Annotated in this window: 21 protein-coding genes; 10 read left to right on the top strand and 11 right to left on the bottom strand. The window is 67.6% G+C overall.

The window, feature by feature from the left end:
* Positions 1–57: 57 nt before the first annotated feature.
* Complete coding sequence (locus tag ACFSNB_RS10220; protein WP_377316146.1) at positions 58–1,056, bottom strand: SDR family oxidoreductase; 999 nt, start codon at positions 1,054–1,056, stop codon at positions 58–60.
* Between the two features lie 43 nt (positions 1,057–1,099).
* Entirely contained in the window at positions 1,100–1,816 is a 717-nt protein-coding gene (locus ACFSNB_RS10215) for a nucleotidyltransferase family protein (RefSeq protein ID WP_377316144.1), read from the bottom strand.
* A 352-nt stretch (positions 1,817–2,168) separates the two neighbouring features.
* On the opposite strand from ACFSNB_RS10215, the gene ACFSNB_RS10210 reads away from it, so the two are divergent.
* From ACFSNB_RS10210 to ACFSNB_RS10175, 8 genes are all read left to right on the top strand, one after another.
* The gene (locus ACFSNB_RS10210; protein ID WP_377316142.1) at positions 2,169–3,239 is read left to right on the top strand and encodes a radical SAM/SPASM domain-containing protein; all 1,071 of its coding nucleotides are present in this window, start codon (positions 2,169–2,171) and stop codon (positions 3,237–3,239) included.
* Between the two features lie 13 nt (positions 3,240–3,252).
* Entirely contained in the window at positions 3,253–4,428 is a 1,176-nt protein-coding gene (locus tag ACFSNB_RS10205; protein WP_377316140.1) for a class I SAM-dependent methyltransferase, read from the top strand.
* Positions 4,421–5,083, top strand: a complete 663-nt coding sequence (locus tag ACFSNB_RS10200; RefSeq protein WP_377316138.1) for a class I SAM-dependent methyltransferase — start codon at positions 4,421–4,423, stop codon at positions 5,081–5,083. Before ACFSNB_RS10205 ends, ACFSNB_RS10200 begins: the two co-directional genes overlap by 8 nt.
* Positions 5,076–5,969 (top strand): FkbM family methyltransferase, encoded by an 894-nt coding sequence (locus ACFSNB_RS10195; protein ID WP_377316136.1) that lies wholly within the window; start codon positions 5,076–5,078, stop codon positions 5,967–5,969. The genes ACFSNB_RS10200 and ACFSNB_RS10195 overlap by 8 nt, the downstream gene beginning before the upstream one ends.
* A 114-nt stretch (positions 5,970–6,083) precedes the next feature.
* Positions 6,084–7,589, top strand: a complete 1,506-nt coding sequence (locus ACFSNB_RS10190; protein ID WP_377316134.1) for a B12-binding domain-containing radical SAM protein — start codon at positions 6,084–6,086, stop codon at positions 7,587–7,589.
* Between the two features lie 35 nt (positions 7,590–7,624).
* Entirely contained in the window at positions 7,625–8,491 is an 867-nt protein-coding gene (locus ACFSNB_RS10185; protein ID WP_377316132.1) for an SDR family oxidoreductase, read from the top strand.
* A gap of 3 nt (positions 8,492–8,494) precedes the next feature.
* The gene (locus ACFSNB_RS10180; RefSeq protein WP_377316130.1) at positions 8,495–9,583 is read left to right on the top strand and encodes a radical SAM protein; all 1,089 of its coding nucleotides are present in this window, start codon (positions 8,495–8,497) and stop codon (positions 9,581–9,583) included.
* 102 nt (positions 9,584–9,685) lie between these two features.
* Positions 9,686–10,177, top strand: a complete 492-nt coding sequence (locus tag ACFSNB_RS10175) for an NUDIX domain-containing protein (RefSeq protein ID WP_377316128.1) — start codon at positions 9,686–9,688, stop codon at positions 10,175–10,177.
* Positions 10,178–10,195: 18 nt separating this feature from the next.
* Here ACFSNB_RS10175 and ACFSNB_RS10170 read toward each other — a convergent pair whose 3' ends face one another.
* The 9 genes from ACFSNB_RS10170 to ACFSNB_RS10130 form a co-directional block, all read right to left on the bottom strand.
* The gene (locus ACFSNB_RS10170) at positions 10,196–10,894 is read right to left on the bottom strand and encodes a TylF/MycF/NovP-related O-methyltransferase (RefSeq protein WP_377316126.1); all 699 of its coding nucleotides are present in this window, start codon (positions 10,892–10,894) and stop codon (positions 10,196–10,198) included.
* Positions 10,895–10,928: 34 nt separating this feature from the next.
* Complete coding sequence (locus ACFSNB_RS10165; RefSeq protein ID WP_377316124.1) at positions 10,929–11,981, bottom strand: hypothetical protein; 1,053 nt, start codon at positions 11,979–11,981, stop codon at positions 10,929–10,931.
* Positions 11,982–12,035: 54 nt separating this feature from the next.
* Positions 12,036–12,224, bottom strand: a complete 189-nt coding sequence (locus ACFSNB_RS10160) for a hypothetical protein (protein ID WP_377316122.1) — start codon at positions 12,222–12,224, stop codon at positions 12,036–12,038.
* 26 nt (positions 12,225–12,250) lie between these two features.
* A complete protein-coding gene (locus ACFSNB_RS10155) occupies positions 12,251–13,591 on the bottom strand; it encodes a hypothetical protein (RefSeq protein WP_377316120.1) in 1,341 nt (446 codons plus the stop codon).
* A 5-nt stretch (positions 13,592–13,596) separates the two neighbouring features.
* On the bottom strand, positions 13,597–15,357 hold the full coding sequence (locus ACFSNB_RS10150) for a carbamoyltransferase family protein (protein ID WP_377316118.1): 1,761 nt from the start codon (positions 15,355–15,357) through the stop codon (positions 13,597–13,599).
* A gap of 187 nt (positions 15,358–15,544) precedes the next feature.
* The gene (locus ACFSNB_RS10145) at positions 15,545–16,480 is read right to left on the bottom strand and encodes a transketolase family protein (RefSeq protein WP_377316116.1); all 936 of its coding nucleotides are present in this window, start codon (positions 16,478–16,480) and stop codon (positions 15,545–15,547) included.
* The gene (locus tag ACFSNB_RS10140; protein WP_377316114.1) at positions 16,477–17,313 is read right to left on the bottom strand and encodes a transketolase; all 837 of its coding nucleotides are present in this window, start codon (positions 17,311–17,313) and stop codon (positions 16,477–16,479) included. The genes ACFSNB_RS10145 and ACFSNB_RS10140 overlap by 4 nt, the downstream gene beginning before the upstream one ends.
* A 196-nt stretch (positions 17,314–17,509) precedes the next feature.
* Positions 17,510–19,006, bottom strand: a complete 1,497-nt coding sequence (locus ACFSNB_RS10135; RefSeq protein ID WP_377316112.1) for a PfkB family carbohydrate kinase — start codon at positions 19,004–19,006, stop codon at positions 17,510–17,512.
* A gap of 156 nt (positions 19,007–19,162) precedes the next feature.
* A complete protein-coding gene (locus tag ACFSNB_RS10130) occupies positions 19,163–19,597 on the bottom strand; it encodes an acyl-CoA thioesterase (RefSeq protein WP_377316110.1) in 435 nt (144 codons plus the stop codon).
* 97 nt (positions 19,598–19,694) lie between these two features.
* Here ACFSNB_RS10130 and parE point away from each other — a divergent pair, with 97 nt between their 5' ends.
* Together parE and ACFSNB_RS10120 are read left to right on the top strand one after the other, a co-directional pair.
* Positions 19,695–21,686 (top strand): DNA topoisomerase IV subunit B, encoded by a 1,992-nt coding sequence (gene parE, locus ACFSNB_RS10125; RefSeq protein WP_377316158.1) that lies wholly within the window; start codon positions 19,695–19,697, stop codon positions 21,684–21,686.
* Positions 21,687–21,694: 8 nt separating this feature from the next.
* The gene (locus tag ACFSNB_RS10120) at positions 21,695–21,937 is read left to right on the top strand and encodes a hypothetical protein (protein WP_377316108.1); all 243 of its coding nucleotides are present in this window, start codon (positions 21,695–21,697) and stop codon (positions 21,935–21,937) included.
* The last annotated feature ends 61 nt before the right edge of the window (positions 21,938–21,998 follow it).

The following is a 21,998-nucleotide window of genomic DNA, read 5'->3' as shown; positions in this document are numbered from 1 at the left end:
TTCCCTGCTTCTCCTTGCATGTATCGGGGCATGGTCGCGGGACCGGTCCGGCGCCGCTCAGGGCGCGGGACGGTCCTGGCCCAGAAAGCGGAACCAGTCGCGGGTGGCGTCCTCGATCTTGTCCACCGTCCAGACCGGTGCCGCGCGCCAGTAATCGATCGAGTCGAGCATCGCCTTGACCCCGTCCTCCAGCGACACCCGGGCCTGCCAGCCGAGGCGGGCGCGGATCCGGCCGGTGTCGGCGAAGGTGCAGTCCGGCTCGCCCGGGCGTTTCGGGATGTGGACCACCGGCCCGCCCAGCAGCTCGACCAGCCGGTTGACGCTGTAGGTGTGGCCCGAGCCGACATTGAGGCTCTCGCCCACCACGTCGCTGGCGGCGGCGGTGACGAAGGCGTCGGCGACGTCGGTGACGAAGGTGAAATCGCGGGTCTGCTCGCCGTCGCCGACCACGGTGAAGGGGTGGCCGGCCAGCTTCTGGGCCAGGAACACCCCGAACACCGCGCCATAGGTGCCCGAGGTGCGCGAACGCGGGCCATAGACGTTGAACAGCCGCAGCGCCATCGCCGGCAGCTGATAGGTCGCGGCCCAGTGCAGCACGATCTCCTCGCCCAGCCGCTTGGTCAGGGCATAGGGATACATCGGCCGCATCGGCGCGGTTTCCGGGGTGGGGTAGAGGTCGGGAATGCCGTAGCAGGACGAGGAGGCGGCATAGAGGAAACGTTTGACCCCGGCGGCGCGGGCCGCCTCCAGCACCGCCATCGTGCCGTCGACGTTGGCGCGGTGATAAGGCCAGGGCTGCTGGATCGAGGGAACGATGTCGGCCAGGGCGGCGAGGTGGAACACCCAATCGATCCCGGCGAACAGCGGGGCGATGGCCGGATCGTTGATGTCGGCGACATGGACCGACAGCGCCGCCGGCTGGCCGAGATGGGCGAGGTTTTCGAGCCGCCCGGTCGAACAATTGTCGATCACCGTCACCTGATGGCCGTCGGCGAGCAGACGATCGACCAGATGGCTGCCGATGAACCCGGCTCCTCCCGTCACCAATGCTTTCATGTCGTCCAGTCCTGTTGCGAGGGCGCCCGGCCCGGCGGGGGGGTCACGGCTTCGCCCCGGCCGGCGCCGCGAAGTCCCGCTCCGCCCGGCTCAGGCTGGCCGGCGTGCCGATGTCGCGGTGATAGTCCCGGTTGGCGAAGGTCTGGATCCGGCCGAGAAAGGCGGGAATGATCTGGGTGCTGAGATCGACCTCGGGGGTGCCGAGCGCGGCGATCGCCGCCAGCACCTCGGGGTCGAAGATGTAGACCGCGCCGTTGGCCTCGCGGCCCGGCGGATCGGCGACCTTCTCGTGGAAGGCGGTGACGATCCCGTCGCCGTTCTGCTCGACGATGCCGCAACTGGCGGGGTCGTCGGTCTCGAAGGTCATCATGGTGATCGCCACCCCGGGCGGGCGGCGGCGATGGCGCTCGGCGAAGGCGGCGAGGTCGAACCGGCTGAGATTGTCGGCATGGGCCACCAGGAACGGGGCGTCGGCGAAATGGGCCCGCTGGCGCAGCAGGGTGCCGCCGGTGCCGAGCAGGGTCTCCTCGTGGGCCAGCACCACCCGCCGCCGCGTCGCCTCGGGCAAAGCGGCGACGAAGGCCTCGACCCGCTCGGGCAGGTAATGGGTGTTGATCACCACCCGCTCGCAATCGCGCAGCAGGTCGAGCCAGTAGCCGAGCAGGGGGCGGCCGGCGATCGGCACCAGACATTTCGGCACGGTGTCGGTGAGCGGCCGAAGGCGGGTGCCGAGACCGGCGGCGAGCAATTGAGCACGCAAGATCACGCTCCGGCGGCCCTGGGGAACAGACAAGAACAGCGGCGAGCAAACCATGGCGGCGCTGAATTATTCCTTAACGGGCCGCCTCCGTCCCCCCGCGCGCCCGGCGAAGGGCGCGCCCGGCGCGAACCCCGCGCGCCCGGCGAAGGGCGCGCCCGGTGCGAACGTAGAGGGTTTCTTTACAAAATCCCTCCTACGATCCGGCTCCGTCGGGTTTTTCACCGTCCCCCGCGTCGCGGAGAAGCGAGGTTTTGCTTTGCCCCCGTCATTGTCCCTCCCAAGGCCCCGCGGGAGAGTGGCGTCGGTGCCGTCCTGACCGTCTCCCCGGCCTGCCACGAGGTGGATTTTCACGATGACTGGACAGCTTTACAGCCACCTGAAGTTCGTTAATTTTCCCGACCGGCTCCAGGCCCTGCGGGAAGGGCGTCTGGCCGCGCCGGTTCATGTCCGCATCAAGCCGGTCAACCGCTGCAACCACAATTGCTGGTACTGCGCCTACCGCTACGACGACCTCCAGCTCGGCCAGGACATGGTCGAGCAGGACGTGCTGCCCGACGCCAAGATGTTCGAGATCGTCGACGATCTGGTCGAGATGGGGGTGAAGGCGGTCACCTTCTCCGGCGGCGGCGAGCCGCTGCTCTACCGCAAGATGCCCGAGGTGGTCGAACGGCTGGCCCAGGGCGGGATCGCCATCGCCGCGCTGACCAACGGCTCGGCGCTGTCGGGGCGGGTGGCCGAGGCCTTCGCCCGCCACGGCACCTGGATCCGCATCTCGATCGATGCCTGGGACGACGAATCCTACGCCATCGGCCGGCGGATCAAGCACGGCGAATTCAGCCGCGTGATCGACAACATGCGCAATTTCACCCGCTCCGGCACACGCTGCGTGCTGGGGATCAGCTTCATCGTCACCAAGGACAATTACGCCCACATCCCCGAGGTCTGCGCCCTGTTCAAGAGCGCCGGGGCCAATCACGTCAGCCTGTCCGGGGTGGTGGTGGACAATGACGGCCGCACCAACAACGCCTATCACGCCCCGTTCTATGCCGAGGTGGCGCGCAAGATCGCCGACGTGCAGGAGCATCTGGTCGATTCGACCTTCCGCATCACCAATTATTACCACGAGATCGAGGAACGGTTCGAAAAGCCCTATCATTTCTGTCCGTTCCAGCAGTTCCAGACCATCATCGGCGCCGACGCGATGGTCTACAGCTGTCATGACAAGGCCTACACCGCCCGGGGCGCGCTGGGCTCGATCAAGGACCGTTCGTTCAAGGATTTCTGGTTCTCGCCGGAATGCCGCGACAAGGTGTGGGCGATCGATCCCGCCCGCGACTGCCGCCATCACTGCGTCGCCCACAAACGCAACCTGATGATGACGGAACTGCTGGCGCTCGATCCCGACCACGCGGCCTTCGTCTGACCCGCCGCCCGCGATGAATCCGCCCCCGTCCGCCCCCTCCCTGCCGGCCTGCCACCTGTGCGGCGGCGTCCTCGCGCCGGTCGAGGGGGCGGCGGCGCTGGCCCGGGTCACCTCGGATTGCCGGCCCTGGCCGGCCGGCGGCGCCCTGGCGGTCTGCCGCGCCTGCGCGACGCTGCAAAGCCCGGTCGATGCGGCGTGGCGGGACGAGATCGCCGCCCTTTATGCCGATTACGCCGTCTATGCCCAGGCCGGCGGGGCCGAGCAGCGGGTGTTCGCCCCCGGCGACGGCGCCGCCCAGGCCCGCTCCGACCGGCTGGTCAGCGCGCTGTGCGCCGCATTCGACCTGCCCGAGACCGGGCGGCTGCTCGATTTCGGCTGCGGCAACGGCGCCTTCCTCGCCGCCTTCGGCCGGGCGCGGCCGGGCTGGCGTCTGACCGGGCTCGACCAATGCGCGGTCCATCGCGCCGCCATCCTGGCCCTGCCCGGGGTCGAGGCGTTCCTGACCGAACCGCCCGAACCGGGCGCGGCGCGGTTCGATCTGGTGGCGATGATCCATTCGCTCGAACATCTCCCCGATCCGGCCGGCGCGCTGCGCGAGACGGCGACGCTGCTGACGCCGGGCGGGCGGCTGTTCCTGGAAACCCCCGACCTCGCCACCAGCCCGTTCGATCTGGTGATCGCCGACCATGTCTCCCATTTCACCGCCGCCACCCTGACGGCGGTGGTGCGGCGGGCCGGGCTGCATCCGCTGGCGCCGCCGGCCGGCTGGGTGGCCAAGGAACTGTCGCTGGTGGCGGCGGCCGGCGGGGCGGCGGGGGGCGAGCTCGCCCCGGCCGATCCGGCGCGGGAAAGTCGCCGCGCCCGTGCCCTGCTCGACTGGCTGATGGCGGTGCTGGCGGCGGCGCGCGGCGCCGGTCCCGGACTGGCGGTGTTCGGCACCTCGATCAGCGGCACCTGGCTGGCCCAGGCCCTGGCCGATCGGGTCGCGTTGTTCATCGACGAGGATGTCAACCGGATCGGCCGGTCCCATCTCGGCCGGCCGATCGTCGCGCCCGACGCGGTGCCGCCGGGGCAGCGGGTGGTGCTGCCGTTTCCGCCGGCGGTGGCGGCGGGGCTGGCCGGCCGGCTGGCGCCGCGCGGCTGGGATCTGTTGTCTCCCCCCGCCCTGGAAGGAAGCGGTGATGCGTGAAATCGACCTGCTGACGTCGGTCCATACCAGTACCAAGCGCGACTACCTCGCCCGGGTCAACGCCTTCGACAAATCCGAATGCGCCGGCGTGGCCAAGCGGTTCGGCTATGATTACTGGGACGGGGACCGGCGCTACGGCTATGGCGGCTACCGCTATGACGGCCGCTGGCTGCCGGTCGCCCAGGCGCTGGCCGCCACCTACGGCCTCAAGGCCGGCGACCGGGTGCTCGATGTCGGCTGCGGCAAGGCGCATCTGCTGCTCGAACTGACCCGGGCCGTGCCCGGGATCGAGGTGGCCGGGCTCGATTTGTCCGATTACGCCATCGGCGCCGCGCCGGAGGAGGTGCGCCCGCTGCTGCGCCAGGGCAACGCCACCGCCTTGCCCTGGCCGGATCGCAGCTTCGATCTGGTGTTCTCGATCAACGTTCTCCACAACCTCTACAATTTCGATCTGCGCACCGCCCTGCAAGAGATGATGCGGGTGACGCGCGATCATGCTTACGTCTGTGTCGAATCCTATCGCGATGAGCGGGAGAAGATGAACCTTCTCTATTGGCAGCTCACCTGTGAATCGTTCTACACGCCGCAGGAATGGCTCTGGTTCTTCGATCAGAGCGGCTACACCGGTGATTATGGATTTGTCTATCATGAGTAAGAACATCATCACCCCTGAGGACGATCTCGCCTGGGCCTCCGACGTTCTCAACGGCCTTGTCACCACCCTGGGCGAGATGCCGGCGTGGCATGGCGCCGGCAGCGCCCTGCACGGGCTGCTGGCCCCGGTCGCCCTGCGCGCCGCCCGCCTGCTGTTCGGCGATCCCGACGGGTCGCCGCGCGCCTTCCCGCCGTTCGGCGCGCTGCGGATGCCCTATGTCCAGATGGGCGCGGTGGATTCGGTCGATATCCTCAATCTCGACGAGATGCTGCTGTTCGCCTTCTACTGGCGCAACCGCCATCTCTACCGCCGGGTGGCCGATCTCGGCGCCAATATCGGCTGGCATTCGCTGCTGCTCAGCCGGTGCGGCTATCAGGTCCGCGCCTGGGAGCCCGATCCGGAAACCTATCAGGTGCTGGAGCGCACCCTGCGCGACAATGGCTGCACCGAGGCCGAGCCGATCCGCCGCGCGGTGTCGCACCATGCCGGCACCGCCCGCTTCGTCCGGGTGCTGGGCAACCGGACCTCGAGCCACATCGAGGGGGCCAAGGCCGCGCCCTATGGCGAACTGGAGCGTTTCGAGGTCGAGCTCGACGCCTATGCCCCGATCGCCGCCTGGGCCGACCTGATCAAGATGGACATCGAGGGGCACGAGGCCGACCTGCTGTGCGCCACCGACGCCGACGCCTGGGCGGCGACCGATGTGCTGGCGGAAATCGGCACGCCGGAAAACGCCCAAAAAATTTATGGTCATTTGACCGGCCTTGGCGTGTCGATCTTCAGTCAAAAACTCGGCTGGCGGCGGGCGGAAACGGTCGAAGACGTGCCGACCCACTACAGCCAGGGCAGCGTCTTTTTGTCGCGACGGGAGCAGATGCCCTGGTAATGGCGCTATTTTTTGATTATTCTGAGTCTAAACAGGTCCGCTCCGCCCCGCTTTACTGTCGGGGCGGGCGGAGCCGGGCCGGCAGTGTCCACAGCTTGGTAAGGTGGTGGTGACATGCGTGTCATGCTCGTGATCGCCAATGCGGAATGGTACAAGCCCGGAACCTTCTGGCACCTGCATCCCTACGCCCTGGCCCTGCTGGCGGCGATGCTGGACCGCCACCGCCATGAGGTCCGCATCGTCGATGCCAACATCGACGCGCTGACCCCGGAAGCCTTCGGCGACGTGGTGCGCGACTGGGCGCCCGATCTGGTCGGGGTGTCGGTGCTGGCCAACGAATTCGCCATCACCGGCCATGTCGCCTGCCGCGCCGTCAAGGCGGTGTCGCCCAGGATCGTCACCGTGCTGGGTGGGGTCTATCCCACCTCGCGGCCCAAGGACGCCATCGCCGACCCGGCGGTCGATTACGTCGCGATCGGCGAGGGCGAATATCTGTTCCGCGACCTGCTCGAACATCTCGAGGGGCGCGGCCCGCTGCCGGCGCGCGGGCTGGCCTATCGCGACGGGGCGCGGACGGTGATCCAGGAGCGGGCGCCGTTCATCGCCGATCTCGACGCGCTGCCCTATCCGGCGTTCGAGCTGATCGATTACGGCCGCTACGCCACCCAGGTCTACAAGCACATCGTCGATGCCCCGCGGGCGCTGCCCTTCGCCAAGATGATCACCAGCCGGGGCTGCCCGATCGGCTGCACCTTCTGTCAGGTCGAGGCGATTTCCGGCAAGCAGACCCGCTACCAGTCGCCGCAACGGGTGGTTGACGAGATGGAGTGGCTGGTCAAGGAATACGGCGTCAAGGCGATCGAGTTCCTCGACGACAATTTCCTCGGCCGCCCGGCCCGCTCGCGCGAGATCTTCAGCGAGATGATCCGCCGCCGGATTCCGGTGGTGTGGAACGCGATGAACGTCAGCGCCTTCTACCTGTCGGAAGAGCTGCTGGAGCTGATGCGCGAGGCCGGCTGCCAGTATGTCTCGATCGCGGTCGAATCCGGCGTGCCCCGGGTGCTGAAGGAACTGATCCACAAGCCGATCGATCTGGCCCACGTCAAGCGGCTGGTGGCCAAGGCCCGCGCCCTCGGCCTCGACACCAGCACGCTGTGGGTGGTCGGCTCGCCCGGCGAGACCTGGGACGAGATCCTGACCACGATCCGGATGATCGAGGAGATCGACGCCCATTACGCCAAGATCAACATGGCCACCCCCTATCCCGGCACCAAACTGTTCGACATGGCGGTCGAGGGCGGCTACCTCTCGCCCGATTTCAGCTTCGACGACCTCGCCTGGGGACAGGCGACCTTCTCCACCGAGGAATTTTCGGCGGCGGAACTGACCATCCTGCGGGCGTTCGAGTGGGACCGGATCAATTTCTCCGACCCCGACCGGCGGCGGGAGATCATCCGCATGATGGGGGTGAGCGAGGAGAAGCTGGAGGAAATCCGCCGCGCCACCCGCAGCAACGCCCTGGCGATGGCCGCCCGTCAGGCCACCGAGGTCAAGCCGCGGCCGGTGCGGACGCTGGCGCCGACCGTGGTCGGCGACATCGCGATCGCCGTCAACGCCTGAGGAGGCGAGGTTTGGAGCAGCATGAGGTATCGGCGATGACGGTTCTGCTGTTGGGCGGCGGCGGCAAGCTGGGGCAGGCGCTGCGGCGCGCGCTGGGCGCCGATCACGATCTGCACGCGGTCGGTTCGCGCGATCTCGATTGCGGCGATCCGGCGGCGGTCGCGGCACTGGTCGAGCGGGTCGTCCCGGCGGTGGTGATCAACGCGGTGGTGTTCGGCGGGGTCGAGGCCTGCGAGCAGGACCCGCAGCGGGCGCTCCGGGTCAACGCCTACCTGCCGCGCCAGCTCGCCCGGCTGTCGCGCGCCCGTGACTTCCAGTTGATCCATTTCAGCTCCGACGCGGTGTTTTCCGGCGCCAAGGGCGGCGCGCCCTATCGCGAGGACGACATCCCCGACCCGATCAACATCTACGGCCTGACCAAGCATCTCGCCGACGTGTTCATCGCCGAGGAGGCGGAACGCTATCATCTGCTGCGGGTCGGGATGGTGTTCGGCGACAATCCCAAGCAGCATCAGTTCTTCGAGAAGATGGTGGCGCGGGCCCGCCAGGGCGAGGCCCTGCGCGTCGCCGACGACGTCATCACCTCGCCCACCTCGGCGGGCGACGTGGCGGCGCTGGTGCGGCGGCTGATCGCGCCCGGTTGCGACCTGCCCACCGGCCTGCTGCATGCCGCCAATCGGGGGCAGGCCAGCCTGTTCGAGTTCCTGCGTTTCGGTCTCGACCGGCTCGGGCTGCACCCGGATCTGACCCCGGTGGCCTCGGCCACGTTTCCCGGCCTCGGCCGGCGGACCACGGCGACGCCGCTGGCCTCGGCGACGCTGGTGGCCCGGCCCTGGCAGGACGCCCTGGCCGAGTACTGCGCTTCATTGCATCCTCAATCCCAGTCGGAGAAGGAGGCCTGACCCATGGCCGACATCTACAGTATGAATGGCGGCAAGGTTCTTCACCACATGGACCGTGTCCTGGACTGGAAGGCCGGCAAACGCATTGCTCCCGTTCACATCGATGTGGGCTTGTCGAAGGGGTGCAATATCCATTGCAATTACTGCTATGGCATCACCCAGGCCAATGAGTTCAAGAAGGGGGCCCACAAATGGTTCCCCGAGGACCGGCTGCTGGCCTATGTCCGCGACGCCGGCAAGGCCGGGGTGCGTTCGATGGCGCTGATCGGCGAGGCCGAGCCGACCCTCAATCCCGCCGTCTACGACGCCATCATCGCCGGGCGCGAGGCCGGGGTCGACATGGCGCTCGGCACCAACGGCCTGCTCTATGACGAGGGGCCGAAGGGGCTGGCGGCGATGGAGCACCTGACCTGGCTGCGCTTCAACATTTCCGCCGCCAGCGACAAATCCTACCGCCGCATCCATGCCAGCAAGGATTTCGACAAGGCCTGCCACAAGATCCGTTTCGTGGTCGAGCAGAAGCGCCAGCGCAACCTCAATCTGACCGTCGGGCTCCAGATGGTGCTGACCCCCGACACCGCGCCGGAAACGGTGCCGCTCGCCAAGCTCGGGCGCGAGCTTGGGGTCGATTATCTGGTGGTCAAGCAATGCGGCGACACCGTCGAGAACGTTCTCGGCGTCTACGAACATCTGGGCGAGTACGGCAGCTTCGACGAGATGCTGCGCGAGGCCGAGGCGCAGAGCACCGACAGCTACAACGTCATCGTCAAGTGGCAGAAGATCCAGGCGGCCGGCAAACGCTCTTACAACTCCTGCCTCGGCGTGCCGTTCCTGCTCTATTCCAGCGGCGACGGCAAGCTCTATCCCTGCGGGATGTTCTTCGACTGGCGCAGCGACGAGTTCCTGATGGGCGATCTGTGCGAACAGAGCTTCATCGACATCCTCAACAGCGACCGCTACTGGCAGGTGGTCGAGCGCGTCGCCTCCGTGATGGATGTTCACAAGGAATGCTACGCCAACTGCCGGACCAACGAGATCAACAACGTGCTGTGGCAGATCACCCATCCGCCCGAGCACGTCAACTTCATCTGAACCGGACCAACGGCGGGCTGCCGCCCGCGCCCGCTCGGGGGGGAAGCCCCCCGAACCCCCCTTTTTTTTGAAAAAGGGGGGGCAGGGAAGGGGGGGAGCGTGGTGACGGAAAGCGGAAGCGGGCAGGGGGCGGAAATTCACTGCACCCTGATCCTGCCCCTGGTCGGGCGGCGGGTGCTGATGCAGCTGCGCGATGATATTCCCGGCATTTATTATCCCGGGGAGTGGGGCTATTTCGGTGGCACGGTGGAACCGGGGGAAACCGTGCTGGCCGGGGCGTTTCGCGAGCTGGAGGAAGAGATCGGCTACCGTCCGGCCGCGCTGGAGCCGCTCGATTCCCGCTATATCCTCGATCACCAGCGTTGGATCACCCTCCATTCCTTCTCCTGCCCGTTGACGTGCCCGCCAGAATCCCTGGTGTTGGGGGAGGGGATGGATTTCGATCTGATGTCGCTGGAGGAGTTCGAACGGGGGGAGAAATTTTCCCCCCGCCTGGGCCGGCCTTATCCGGTCCAACGCTCGCGGCATGTCCGCGAGGTGTTCCATCTCGCCTTGCGGCGGGCCGAAATCAGCGCCGGCGCCTGCGCGGACTGACCGCGCCGGCCGGGCGTTCTATTCGGCGCCGCGATAATCGTGGACCAGGAACCGGTGGGAGCAAAGCCCGTATCCGCCGCAATCCGAGAAGGAAACGGCGTATTTCTCGATGCATTCGGCCCAGGCCCGTCTTTCGCCCAATTGCGGGTCGCCCCGATTGCAATTGTAGTCGTCGAAATAGAGATAGGCGCCCTTCGAAACCAGTCCCCGTGAGAACAGGCCGTCGAGCACGTCCCGCGTCGAGGCGTAGAGATCGCAATCGATGTGGACGAAGGCGTAGCGGGTCGGGGCGGGAATGGTCTTGACCGTGTCGCTGTACCATCCCTCGAAGATCCGGATCCGGTCGGCCGGTTGCAGGTGGCGTTCGACCATGCCCCGCAGGGTTTCCGCCGACACCCCCTTGCAGACCCCCTCGCCCCACACCCCGTCCCGGACGTGGAACGAATCGGCGTCGGTTGCCTCGGTGATTTTCGGCAGACCGGCGAAGCTGTCGAACAGGTGCAGCTCGCGGCCGAGCAGGCCGGAGGCGGCGCTGTGCTGGAGGAAGGTTTCCTCCGATTTGGCGATGCCGAGCGCCAGCGCTTCCGCCGTCATCCCGGTCATCGTGCCGAATTCGGCGACATGGCCGGGGGTCGAGCCGACATAGGTGGCCATCACCCCATTGAACAGGGTCTGGATGATCTCGGTCTTGTAATCGTCGATGATGATTTGTGGCATGGCTTTCTCCGTGAAGACCGGGATCGGTCCGCAGTCACGACGACAGGCCGAGCAGCGACCGGCACAGCGTCAGCAGATTGGCGGTGCGCTGCCGGCTGATCTGGCTGCAGGTGGCCATCACCTCGTCCTTGCATCCGCTTGATTTGAACAGAAAGCTCTGTTCCATGAACCAGCGATTGATCGGGGTGGTGTTCTGCTGGATCCAGTGCGCCAGATAGAAAATCCCCAGCGGCTGGTCGCTGCGGTATTCCTGGCCATAGCCGCGCGGGGTGATGTCCGAGATGCACAATTCGTCGGAATCCGTGGCGAAATAGATCTTGTCGGTTCCCGGCGTGAAGTGGGACAGATAATCGCCGTCGATGGTGGTGGTGAAGCCGGCATGGCCGCTCGACCGCTTCACCGCCACCGGATGGAGATGGGCGGAATGGACGATGAAGCCGATCTCGGGGTGGCGCCACAGCATCAGCGACGGCCAATTGACCCGGATCACATCGGCGTACCAGCGCATGTCATGGGTCAGCGCCTGATGCAGCCAATGCAGATGCTTGAGCATGATGTCGACCAGCACCCGCCCCGGCAGGGCGAGATACTCGCCATTCACCACCCAGGCGCGGAACAGCGGCTCGGCGCCTTCCCACTCGATGCGCGGGGCGCTGATCACGATCGCCTCGTAGCCCTGATCGAGCCGGCGCTCGATCATCCCGAGCGAGCCGTCGGCGATCACCCAGTCCGGGGCGAGAAACACCAGATGCTCGGTCCGGGTCTGCTCGATCGCCATCTTGTGGACCATCGACAGCACCGACCAGACGGTCTGGCCCTGCTGGGCCCGTTCCTCCGGGCTGCGGATCTGCTCGGCCGACAGGATCACCAGATTGACCGGCATCAGCGAGGCGAGCAGCCGATAGGACGGCGCGGCCTGGATCGTCGCCGCGTCGGCCGCGGTGGTGTAGATGTTGTAGCAGGATTCCCCCCGCTCGCGCAGCGAGGGGATGTTGCCGGGGGAGAGTTGGGATGGCAGCGAAATATCGACGAAGAAACGGGTGAATTTCTCGCCATAGACGAGATTGATGATGTCGAGCTTGGCCATCGTTCTCTCCGGCCGGACCGGTTCCGGCGTGTCGCCCGTCCGTCCCGGCGGCGGTCAGCGAATGGTGTAGATGAACGGCGAGGGTTTGTCGCCCGCGCCGGGATTGGCGCGGATCTCCGCCAGCAGCCGGGTCAGCCACGGGCGGAACAGCAGGAACAGCAGGGCGGTGCGCCAGTGACGGCCGCGAATCGCCTGTTGGAGCAGGGTGCGGAGCAGCAGCGCGTCATCGCCCGGTGCGGTCATGGTCTCGTTTCCCTTGGCTGACGGGGTCAGGCGGCGAACCAGGCGCCGCTGTCCACCTTGCTGGTGATGACGTCGAAATAGAGCCCGGCGATCCGCTCCTCGCCCTCGGGCGAGAGGTGGACGTTGTCGGCGAACAGATATTCGTCGGCCCCGAAGGCGTGGAAGGCGCGGTGGACGTTGACGATGTCGGCGTCGAGCCGGTCCATCCGCTCGCTGATCTGGTCGAACAGCATCTTCATGTTCTGGAACCCGTTGCCGAGCGGCGTCTCGTAGGGACGATGACTGGCGTGATAGGCGGCCTCGTCCGGGTGCAGCGCCCCCTTGCTGCCCATGAAGGGTTGCAGCCCCCACAGGAACTTGCCGCCCTTGGCGGTGACGAGATCGGCCAGCTGGCGCTTGCGGAACAGATAGGCGTTGATCACCGCCTGGGGGGAATTGCGCATGTTGATCACCCGCTCGCCCTCGCCGGTGACCGGGCGATTCTGGCTGTTGTGCAGCAATTGCGACCAGCCTTCCAGATTGTTCTGGTAGCAGATCTTGTGCTGGCTCAGCAAAGCGGTGTCGTTGACCACGCCGTAGCACATGTCGTTGAAGCCGTCATGGCCGATCACGATGTCGGGCTTCAGTTCGTCGGCGAACAGGATCTGGTTGAGGATCTCGTTCAGCACCACGTTGCCATGCTGGCCCATGTTGACCACGGTGAAGCGCGGCCGGCCGGCCTGGGCCTCGGTCCAGGCGCGCAGGCGCAGTTCCAGCCGGTGGGTCATCATCTCGGTGTGCAGGCAATCGAGGCTCCAGGCCGCCGAGCCGCCATAGAGGATCACCAGCTTGTGGTCGGGGGCGCGGTCGCGCAGATCGCTCGGATCCTGCGCGATCCGCATGCCGAACTCGTTGAGCGGCCCCACCCCCAATTCACGGAACAGGTAGCCATAGGGGAAATAATAGAAGAAATCGGTGCCGGTGGGGGACAGCCGGTTGAAGGCGTGCGCCTCCCAGGCGGGATAGATCTTGCGGTAATCCGGGATCGACAGCGGTTCGAGCCGGGCCCGGAAATAGGGGTGGGCCAGGCTGAAGCGGAACAGGCTGGTCCGCCCCGCCCGCTCGCCGAGCGAACTGGTCACCACGGTGACGATCGGATCCTGGTCGTTGGCGGCGATCAGGGCGATCTGGGTGATGGCGGGATCGAGGCGGCGCAGGTCGATCTCGGCCACGGCGACGCCGAACGCCTCGGCATGGCGGGCGCTCCAGGAGCCCAGCCCGCCCAGGATCACCGGTTCGCCGGGCAGGTTGACCTCAAGCGAGGCGAGGCAGCGGCGGAAATCCCGCGCGCCCAGATCGAAGCCGGGCAGGAGCAGCAGAACGGACATCGGTCTTACTCCTTGCCGATGATGAAGTTCGACATCACCAGGACGTCCAGCCCGCTCCACAGGAAGGTCTGGAGGGCGTCTTCCGGCGAGGAGACGATCGGTTCGCCCCGGCGATTGAACGAGGTGTTGAGCAGCACCGGCACCCCGGTCAGCCGGTCGAACTCTTCCACCAGCCGGCGGAAGCGGCTGCCGCTTTGGGGAAACAGCAACTGCACCCGGGCGGTGCCGTCGGCGTGGGTCACGGCGGGAATCACCGCGCGTTTGTCGGGGCGGACCCGATGCACCGCCAGCATGAAATTCTCCGGCTGGCTGCTGTCGCGCGGCGGCTCCATCTCGAAATAATCGGTGGCCTTCTCGCTGAGGATGGCGGGGGCGAAGGGGCGGAACGGCTCGCGGAACTTGATCTTCTCGTTGATGGTGCGCTGCATCGTCGGCAGGCAGGGATTGGCCAGGATGCTGCGGGCGCCGAGCGCGCGCGGTCCCCATTCGAACCGGCCCTGATGCCAGCCGACCACCTTGCCCTCCTGGAGCAGGGCGGCGACGCGGGCAAAGAACGCGGCCTCGTCGCCGATCTCGGTGACGCTCGACACCGCCGCCTGTTTCAGCGCCTTGCGGATCGCGTCGTCGCCATAGGCCTTGCCCAGATAGGCCGAGGTCAGCGGCTTGGGCCGCGACAGGCCGCGTTCGACGACGCGGTGATACAGCGCCGCCCCCAGCGCCCCGCCGGCGTCGCCGGCGGCGGGATGGATGTAGAGCGGAACGCGCAGCTCGCGCAGGATCCGCCCGTTGGCCATCGAATTGAGCGAAACGCCGCCGCCCAGCACCAGATTTTTGACCCCGGTCCGCCGGATCGCGTCGCCGGCCACGTCGAGGATGACTTCCTCGACCACCTGCTGGAGGCTGGCGGCGATGTCGGCGTAATGGCGGCTCAGCGCCTGGACCGAGCCCGGTTCGGCCGGCTGCGAGCGGTCGCCGATGTCGAACGGGCTCTCCGGCGCGCGCGGCTCGCCCAGCAGCTCATACAATTTGGGCGAGGCGAAGCTGTCGGTCGGGTTGAAGAAGTTGAAATAGGACAGATCGATCTTGAAGCGGCCCTGGCCGTGCTGGATCAACCGCCTGATCTTGTCGACGCTGGTCGGCTGGCCGAACCCGGCCATCCCCATCACCTTGTATTCGCCTTCATTGACCTCGAAGCCGAGAAAGGCGGTGATCGCGCTGTAGAGCAGGCCGATCGAATGGGGATAGGTGTACCGGTGGAGCACCCGCAGCCCGGAGCGGTCGGCGAGACTGATGGTGGCGGTGTCGAATTCCCCCACCCCGTCCAGCGTCACCACCGTCGCCTGCTCGAAGGGCGAGGAGAAGAACGACGCGGCGGCATGGGACATGTGATGGCTGATCAGGTGAATCTTGCCGGGATCGATCCCCAGATCGGCGGTGATGCGCGGCCTGACGTCGAACTTGCCCTGGCGGAACCAGCTTTCCACCGCCCCCTTGAGGAAGGGGAGGCTGCGGGGAAACGCCCGCGCCGCATTGGCGAGCAGACGCTCGAATTTCAGCAGCGGCTTTTCGTAGAACACCACCGCGTCGAGTTCGCTGGCGGCGATGCCGCCCTGTTCCAGGCAGAAGGCGATCGCCTTGGCCGGGTAGGACGCGTCATGTTTGTTGCGGGAAAAACGCTCTTCCTCGGCGGCGGCGACGATGACGTCATCGATCAGCAAGGCTGCGGCGGCATCATGGTAGTCAAAGGAAAGGCCCAGAATCTTCATCGAACCCACCCAAGCTCAGGGCGCCGTAATAAGGGCATTGCGCCAGCGTGAAGGAATCCCGCCCCCGGGCAGGATGGTTTTATCCTAAAAATTACGGTGCATTCTCGTGGTAAACATTTAATCCCCCGTTAAATGATCCACCCCGCTTCCGGGCGCGGCCCGGCCCCCCGCCGGGCGCGCGCCGCGCTCAGGCGGCGGGACGGCCCAGGCGGCGGATGACGGCGGCGGCGATCGCCTCCCCGGTCAGCCCCTCGACCCGCCGCGCTTCCTCCTGCGACGGCACCTGAGGGAGGAAGCGGTCCTCGATCCCGAGCGAGAGAAAGCGCGCGGCCGGACGCGGCTCGGCCTCGGCCAGCCATTCCGCCACCGCGCCGCCCAGCCCGCCGATCCGGCTGTGCTCCTCGACCGTCACCACCAGCGGGGTGGCGGCGAACACCGCGCCCAGATAGTCGAGATCGAGCGGCTTGACGGTGTGCAGGCTGGCCACCCGCGCCGTGATCCCCTCGGCGGCCAGCAGTTCGGCCGCCCGCAGCGCCTCGGCGGCGATCGGGCCGGTGGCCAGCAGCGCCACGTCGGCCCCCTCGCGCAGGGTCTCGGCCCGGCCGAATTGGAACGCGGGCGGGGCGGCATGCAGCGCCGGCTCGCCCTTCTTGCCCAGCCGCAGATAGAGCGGCCCGGACAGGGTCAGCGACGCGGCCATCCCCAACTGGAGTTCGACCGGATCGCACGGACAGAACAGGGTCATGTGCGGCAGCGGCCGCAGGATGGCGAGGTCCTCGAAGGTGTGGTGGGTCGGCCCCAGCTCGGCATAGGACAGCCCGGCCCCGGTGCCGGCGATCACCACCGGCAGGTGCTGGTAACACAGATCGAGCTTGATCTGCTCCAGGCAGCGGGTGGTGGTGAAGGGAGCGATGGTGTAGGCGAACGGGCGGTAGCCGTTCATCGCCAGCCCGGCGGCGACGCCGATCATGTTGGCCTCGGCGATGCCGCAATTGAAGAAGCGGGTGGGGAACTTCGCCTTGAAATCGTCGAACAGACGATTGCCGATGTCGCCCGACAGCAGCACGACCCGCTCATCCGCGCCCGCCAGCGCGGTGACCGTCTTGGCGAACAGGTTTCTCATGCCGCCACGCCCAGTTCCCGTTTCGCCGTGGCCACCTCGGCCTCGGTGGGGATGCGGTAATGCCAGTTGTTGTCGTCTTCCATGAAGGAAACCCCCTTGCCCTTGACGGTGTGGGCGATGATCGCCCGGGGCCGGGCGGCGTCGGCCGGCGCGCTTCCCGCCAGCGCGGTGCAGACCGCGCCGAGATCGTGGCCGTCGATCTCCTCGGCGTCCCAGCCGAACGCCCGCCATTTTTCCGCCAGCGGCGCCAGGGCCAGGATCTCGTTGCTGCGGCCGGTCCCCTGCCACTTGTTGTAATCGACCACCACGGTCAGGCGGCCCAGCCCCTGCCCGGCGGCCAGCAGCGCCGCCTCCCACACCGAGCCCTCGTTGCATTCGCCGTCGCCCAGCAGCACGAACACCCGCGAATCCTGCCCGGACAGGCGGGCGGCCAGCGCCATCCCCACCCCCATCGGCAGGCCGTGCCCGAGCGAGCCGGTCGCCGCCTCGATCCCGGGGATCTTGCCCGGGGCGGGCGGATGTTCGCCGAACGGGCTGCCGATCCGGCCGTAATCCGCCAGCAGCGCCGGCGGGAAGAAGCCGGCCTCGGCCAGCACCTGGAACAAGGCGGGGACGGCGTGGCCCTTGCTCAGGATGAAGCGGTCCCGCCCGGGCGCGGTCGGCGCGGCCGGATCATGGCGCAGGATGTGGAAATAAAGCGCGACCAGGATATCGACGCAGGACAGGCAGGAGCCGAGATGCGGCGTGCCGGACCGCCAGGAATTCTCGATGATCCGGGCCCGCAATTCGCGCGCCCGCCGGTCGAGGGCGGCCAAATCGAAAGATGGGGTCATGCGCTGAAATCCTGCCTCGCCATCATCATGCTCTCCGTTCCGTTTTCCCCGGGAGATCGAAGGGACGCGGGCGCTGCCCGCACCCAGCCCCGGGCCGCAAGGCCCTTGGAACCCGTTCCCTTGTCCGGCGTGCCCCGACCATCGAGGGGATCCAAGGGCCCTCGGCCCTTGGCGGGTGTGGGCGGAACCCACATTGTCACGCCCAATCCAGTTCGCGCAGCAGATCCTCGGGGTCGAGCGGGCTGTTGCCCAGCCGCGACACCTGGCAGGCGGCGGCCAGCGCGCCGAGATAGCTGGCCTCCCAGATGTCGCCGCCGACGCACAGCGTCATCGCCGCGCAGGTCAGCAGCGAATCCCCCGCCCCGGCCGGGTCCTTCGGCTGGCTGTTGAGGGCGGGCAGGCGGTCGGCCATCCAGGGCTCGTCGCGGGCCGGATCGGGGCAGACCAGCATCCCTTCCGCCCCCAGGGTGATGATGACGTTGCGGGCGCCGGCCCGGCGCTGGAGGCTTTCGCCCAGCACCGCCAGACCGGATTCGCTGTCGCGCATCGCGAGGCGCGCCTCGCGCTCGGTCGGGGTCAGCAGTTCCATGCCGTGGAAGCGCGACACGTCCGAGATCTGCGACGAGGCCTGGCTGTCGGCGAACATCGGCACCCCGGCCTCGCGCCCGAGCTGGATCGCGGCATCGACCAGCGGCTGGGGCAGGCAGCCGTAATTGAAGTCGGAGAAGATCAGCAGGTCGAGCCCGGCGATCTCGGCCCGCACCCGGTCGAGGATATGACCGGCGATCTCGGGGGTGATCGGGTGCTGGCGCAGTTCGCTGACCCGCAGCAGGGTCTTGCCGGCGGCGCGGTAACGCTGCTTGAGGGTGGTGGGGCGGCCCTCGTCGATGAACAGGGCGCTGTCCACCCCATAGCCGGCCAGGGTGCGGCGGGCGAAGGCGGCGGTGGCGTCGTCGCCGGTCACCGTCAGATACTGCACCTGGGCGCCCAGGCTGCGGGCATGGGCGGCGACGATGCCGGCCCCGCCGATGAAGGATTTGCGCTCGATCGGGGTGACGACGATGGTCGGGTCTTCCTGCGACATGCCGAGCGGGTCGCAGGTGATGTATTCATCGACGATCAGGTCGCCGATCACCATCATCCGCAGCGAGGAGAACTGGTCGAGATGGCCCTTGAGCCCGCCGACCGAAAAGTCGTGGCGCAGCGGGAAATCCATCGGCTTCAGGATCGCCGACAGGTTCGAGCTGGAATATTCCCGCTCGATCAGGTCGAGCGAGGAGAAGCGCACCTCGCCCGAACTGAACAGCAGCCGGCCGCCATAGGATTCGACCAGCGCGCTTTCCGGGTTGTGGCGGGTCTCGTGCTCCTTGCCCTTGACGATCACCTCGGGGCGCAGCGCCAGGATGAACTGGTCGAGCGGCATGTCGAGCAGGCAGGCGTGACCGACCACCGACAGCGCCTTGACCCCCTCGTAGCGGGCCGGGCCGGGCACGGTGATCGAACGCTGGCCGGTTTCCAGCACCCCCACCACCAGGAAATCGCCGCATTGCGCCGCGAACTGGAGCAGGCGGACATGGCCGGGATGGATCACGTTGAAATTGCCGGACACGAAGACGATCCGCGCCCCCTCTCCCGCCTTGCGCCGGATCTCCTCCGCCAGCAGGTGGGTTTCCGCCGTCCTGTCGATCTTCATCTCCGCCACCGCTTCGCATCCTCGCCGACGGCGGGGCCGCAACGACGCTCCAACGTTCGTCGTCGGGGCGAACCCCACGGCCAAAGGATCGGTCGAAAAGACTATTTTTAGGTTAATCGCGGGGGGAGAGGGTGGGGGGCGGGGCGCCCCCGGGGGTCAGGCCGCTTCGGGCGGCACCGGGCGCTTGGTGCCGTGATCGTCCACCGCGACATAGGTGAAGATCGCGCTGGTGACCCTGACCTGGGTCTCGTCGCCCTCGTGGCGGCGCACCCAGCATTCGACCCGCACCGCGATCGAGGTGGTGCCGACCCGCAGGATCTCGGTGTAGCAGGTCAGCTCGTCGCCGACATAGACCGGCTGGTGGAATTCCATCCCCTCGATCGCCACGGTGGCGCAGCGGCCCCGGGCGCGGCGATAGGCGTGGGTGCCGCCGGCGAGGTCCATCTGGCTCAGCACCCAGCCGCCGAAGATGTGGCCGAACATGTTGGTGTCGGCCGGCATCGCCACGGTGCGGATCGACAGCCGGCCGCGCGGGGCGGTGGTGCATTCGACGCTCTCGGGCGCGGCGGCGGTCGGGGGGGAAGAGGTCATGACGCGGGGCTCGCTTCTCGGACTAGATGTTGTGGGAACGGCAGGGGCGGCCCCCGCATGTCTTGCATGAGGCCGGCGCGTTCCTATAATGCCCGCCATGTCAGACCTGTTCCAGCAGCTTGCACCCCAGGGCACCGGCTATTCCGCCAAGGACATCGAGGTCCTCGAAGGCCTCGAACCCGTGCGTCGTCGTCCCGGCATGTATATCGGCGGTACCGACGACCGCGCCCTTCACCATCTGGTCGCCGAAGTGCTCGACAACGCGATGGACGAGGCGGTGGCCGGCCATGCCAGTTGGATCGAGCTTGAACTCGCCGCCGACGGCACCGCCACCGTGCGCGACAACGGGCGCGGCATCCCGGTCGATCCCCATCCCAAGTTCCCCGACAAGAGCGCGCTCGAGGTGATCCTCACCACGCTCCATTCCGGCGGCAAGTTCGGCGGCAGCGCCTACAAGGTGTCGGGCGGCCTGCACGGCGTCGGCGTCTCGGTGGTCAACGCCCTGTCCGACCGGCTGGTGGTCGAGGTGGCGCGCGAGCGCACCCTCTATCGCCAGTCCTTCGCGCGCGGCGTGGCGCTGGGGCCGCTCGAAACCGTCGGCCCGGTGCAGAACCGGCGCGGCACCACCGTCGCCTTCCATCCCGACGCCCAGATCTTCGGCGAGCGCGCCCGGCTGCGCCCGGGGCCGCTTTATCGCATGGCCCGGGCCAAGGCCTACCTGTTCCGCGGCGTCGAGATCCGCTGGTCGTGCGATCCGGCGCTGGTGTCGGGCGAGGACGCCATCCCGCCGCGCGACACCCTGCATTTCCCCGGCGGCCTGTCCGACTTCCTGCGCGCGGTGCTGAAGGAACGGCCGCTGGTCACCCGCGACCTGTTCGAGGGGCAGGCGCCGCTGGCCGACGACATGGGCCAGGTCGAATGGGCGGTGGCCTGGCCGGAGGATGACGAGGACGGTTTCGTCAACACCTACTGCAACACCATCCCCACCCCCGACGGCGGCACCCACGAGGCCGGCTTCCGCAGCGCGCTGACCCGGGCGCTGCGCGCCCATGGCGAGCTGGTCGGCAACAAGAAGGCGGCCCAGATCACCGCCGAGGACGTGATGGCCGGCGCCTGCGTGATGATCAGCCTGTTCATCCGCGATCCGCAGTTCCAGGGCCAGACCAAGGAAAAGCTGGTCAGCCCCGAGGCGGGCCGGCTGGTCGAAACGGCGGTCAAGGACCGCTTCGACCACTGGCTGTCGGTGGACAAGGCCTCGTCGGCGGCGCTGCTGGCCCGGCTGATCGACCGCGCCGAGGAGCGGCTGCGCCGCCGGCAGGCGCGCGAGACCAACCGCAAGACCGCGACCAAGCGGCTGCGCCTGCCCGGCAAGCTGGCCGATTGCTCGCGCTCGCTCAATGTCGGCACCGAGCTGTTCCTGGTCGAGGGCGATTCCGCCGGCGGCTCGGCCAAGCAGGGGCGCAACCGCGAGACCCAGGCGATTCTGCCGTTGCGCGGCAAGATCCTCAACGTCGCCTCGGCCTCGGCCGACAAGATGCGGCAGAACCAGGAGCTGCGCGACCTGCTCGAGGCGCTCGGCTGCGGCAGCCGCGATCAGTTCGACGCCGACAAGCTGCGCTACGAGAAGGTCATCATCATGACCGACGCCGACGTCGACGGCGCCCACATCGCCTCGCTGCTGATGACTTTTTTCTATCAGGAGCTTCCCGGACTGATCCGGGGCGGCCATCTCTATCTGGCGATGCCGCCCTTGTTCCGTCTCGCCCACGGCCAGACCGTGGTCTATGCCCGCGACGACGCCCACAAGGCGGAATTGCTGCGCACCACCTTCGCCGGCAAGAAATCGATCGAGATCAGCCGGTTCAAGGGTCTGGGCGAGATGCCGCCGGCCCAGTTGAAGGAGACCACGATGGATCCGGCCCGGCGCAGCCTGATCCAGGTGACCCTGCCGTCCTCCCGCACCGAGGAGGAGAAGGAGGAGAGCCGCGAGGTCGCCCGGCTGGTCGAAAGCCTGATGGGGCGCAAGCCGGAACTGCGGTTCCGTTTTTTGCAGGAGCGCGCCCGCTTCGCCACCGATCTCGACGTGTGAGGTTGACCATGTCGCTGCCCGAACCGCCCGTTTCCCCCGACGCCCCGCTGTGGCGCAAGCCCGACGGCGCCCCGGTCTCCTGCGTCGAGAAGATCAAGGTGCTCAACCAGAATTACGCCGAGCTGCGCGGGCTGGCGCTCGACGCACTGGAGGACGCCCTGCTGCTCGGTTGCAGCGAGGCCCAGTTCCGGCGCATCCTGCACGAGATGGTCGATGAACTGGTGCCGTCGGTGGCGGAAAACGAAGACTAGGCCGCAAGCGGACCGGCGGGCGCGGCCCGCCACCCGCCAGGGGCCGCAAGGCCCCTGGACC

This window comes from Phaeospirillum tilakii, assembly GCF_042683125.1.
Classification (GTDB): Bacteria; Pseudomonadota; Alphaproteobacteria; order Rhodospirillales; family Magnetospirillaceae; genus Phaeospirillum; species Phaeospirillum tilakii.
The sequence above is the reverse complement of the archived record's forward strand: the minus strand, read 5'-3'. Positions and strand labels throughout refer to the sequence as shown.

What these genes read in the sequence shown, in the direction of transcription:
- ACFSNB_RS10220 (WP_377316146.1), bottom strand. Translation starts at nt 1,056, where the DNA reads ATGAAAGCATTGGTGACGGGAGGAGCCGGGTTCATCGGCAGCCATCTG.
- ACFSNB_RS10120 (WP_377316108.1), top strand. Translation starts at nt 21,695, where the DNA reads ATGTCGCTGCCCGAACCGCCCGTTTCCCCCGACGCCCCGCTGTGGCGC.
- ACFSNB_RS10170 (WP_377316126.1), bottom strand. Translation starts at nt 10,894, where the DNA reads ATGCCACAAATCATCATCGACGATTACAAGACCGAGATCATCCAGACC.
- ACFSNB_RS10195 (WP_377316136.1), top strand. Translation starts at nt 5,076, where the DNA reads ATGAGTAAGAACATCATCACCCCTGAGGACGATCTCGCCTGGGCCTCC.
- ACFSNB_RS10140 (WP_377316114.1), bottom strand. Translation starts at nt 17,313, where the DNA reads ATGACCCCATCTTTCGATTTGGCCGCCCTCGACCGGCGGGCGCGCGAA.
- ACFSNB_RS10165 (WP_377316124.1), bottom strand. Translation starts at nt 11,981, where the DNA reads ATGGCCAAGCTCGACATCATCAATCTCGTCTATGGCGAGAAATTCACC.
- ACFSNB_RS10185 (WP_377316132.1), top strand. Translation starts at nt 7,625, where the DNA reads ATGACGGTTCTGCTGTTGGGCGGCGGCGGCAAGCTGGGGCAGGCGCTG.
- ACFSNB_RS10160 (WP_377316122.1), bottom strand. Translation starts at nt 12,224, where the DNA reads ATGACCGCACCGGGCGATGACGCGCTGCTGCTCCGCACCCTGCTCCAA.
- ACFSNB_RS10150 (WP_377316118.1), bottom strand. Translation starts at nt 15,357, where the DNA reads ATGAAGATTCTGGGCCTTTCCTTTGACTACCATGATGCCGCCGCAGCC.
- ACFSNB_RS10135 (WP_377316112.1), bottom strand. Translation starts at nt 19,006, where the DNA reads ATGAAGATCGACAGGACGGCGGAAACCCACCTGCTGGCGGAGGAGATC.
- ACFSNB_RS10210 (WP_377316142.1), top strand. Translation starts at nt 2,169, where the DNA reads ATGACTGGACAGCTTTACAGCCACCTGAAGTTCGTTAATTTTCCCGAC.
- ACFSNB_RS10130 (WP_377316110.1), bottom strand. Translation starts at nt 19,597, where the DNA reads ATGACCTCTTCCCCCCCGACCGCCGCCGCGCCCGAGAGCGTCGAATGC.
- ACFSNB_RS10200 (WP_377316138.1), top strand. Translation starts at nt 4,421, where the DNA reads ATGCGTGAAATCGACCTGCTGACGTCGGTCCATACCAGTACCAAGCGC.
- ACFSNB_RS10155 (WP_377316120.1), bottom strand. Translation starts at nt 13,591, where the DNA reads ATGTCCGTTCTGCTGCTCCTGCCCGGCTTCGATCTGGGCGCGCGGGAT.
- ACFSNB_RS10205 (WP_377316140.1), top strand. Translation starts at nt 3,253, where the DNA reads ATGAATCCGCCCCCGTCCGCCCCCTCCCTGCCGGCCTGCCACCTGTGC.
- ACFSNB_RS10180 (WP_377316130.1), top strand. Translation starts at nt 8,495, where the DNA reads ATGGCCGACATCTACAGTATGAATGGCGGCAAGGTTCTTCACCACATG.
- parE (WP_377316158.1), top strand. Translation starts at nt 19,695, where the DNA reads ATGTCAGACCTGTTCCAGCAGCTTGCACCCCAGGGCACCGGCTATTCC.
- ACFSNB_RS10190 (WP_377316134.1), top strand. Translation starts at nt 6,084, where the DNA reads ATGCGTGTCATGCTCGTGATCGCCAATGCGGAATGGTACAAGCCCGGA.
- ACFSNB_RS10145 (WP_377316116.1), bottom strand. Translation starts at nt 16,480, where the DNA reads ATGAGAAACCTGTTCGCCAAGACGGTCACCGCGCTGGCGGGCGCGGAT.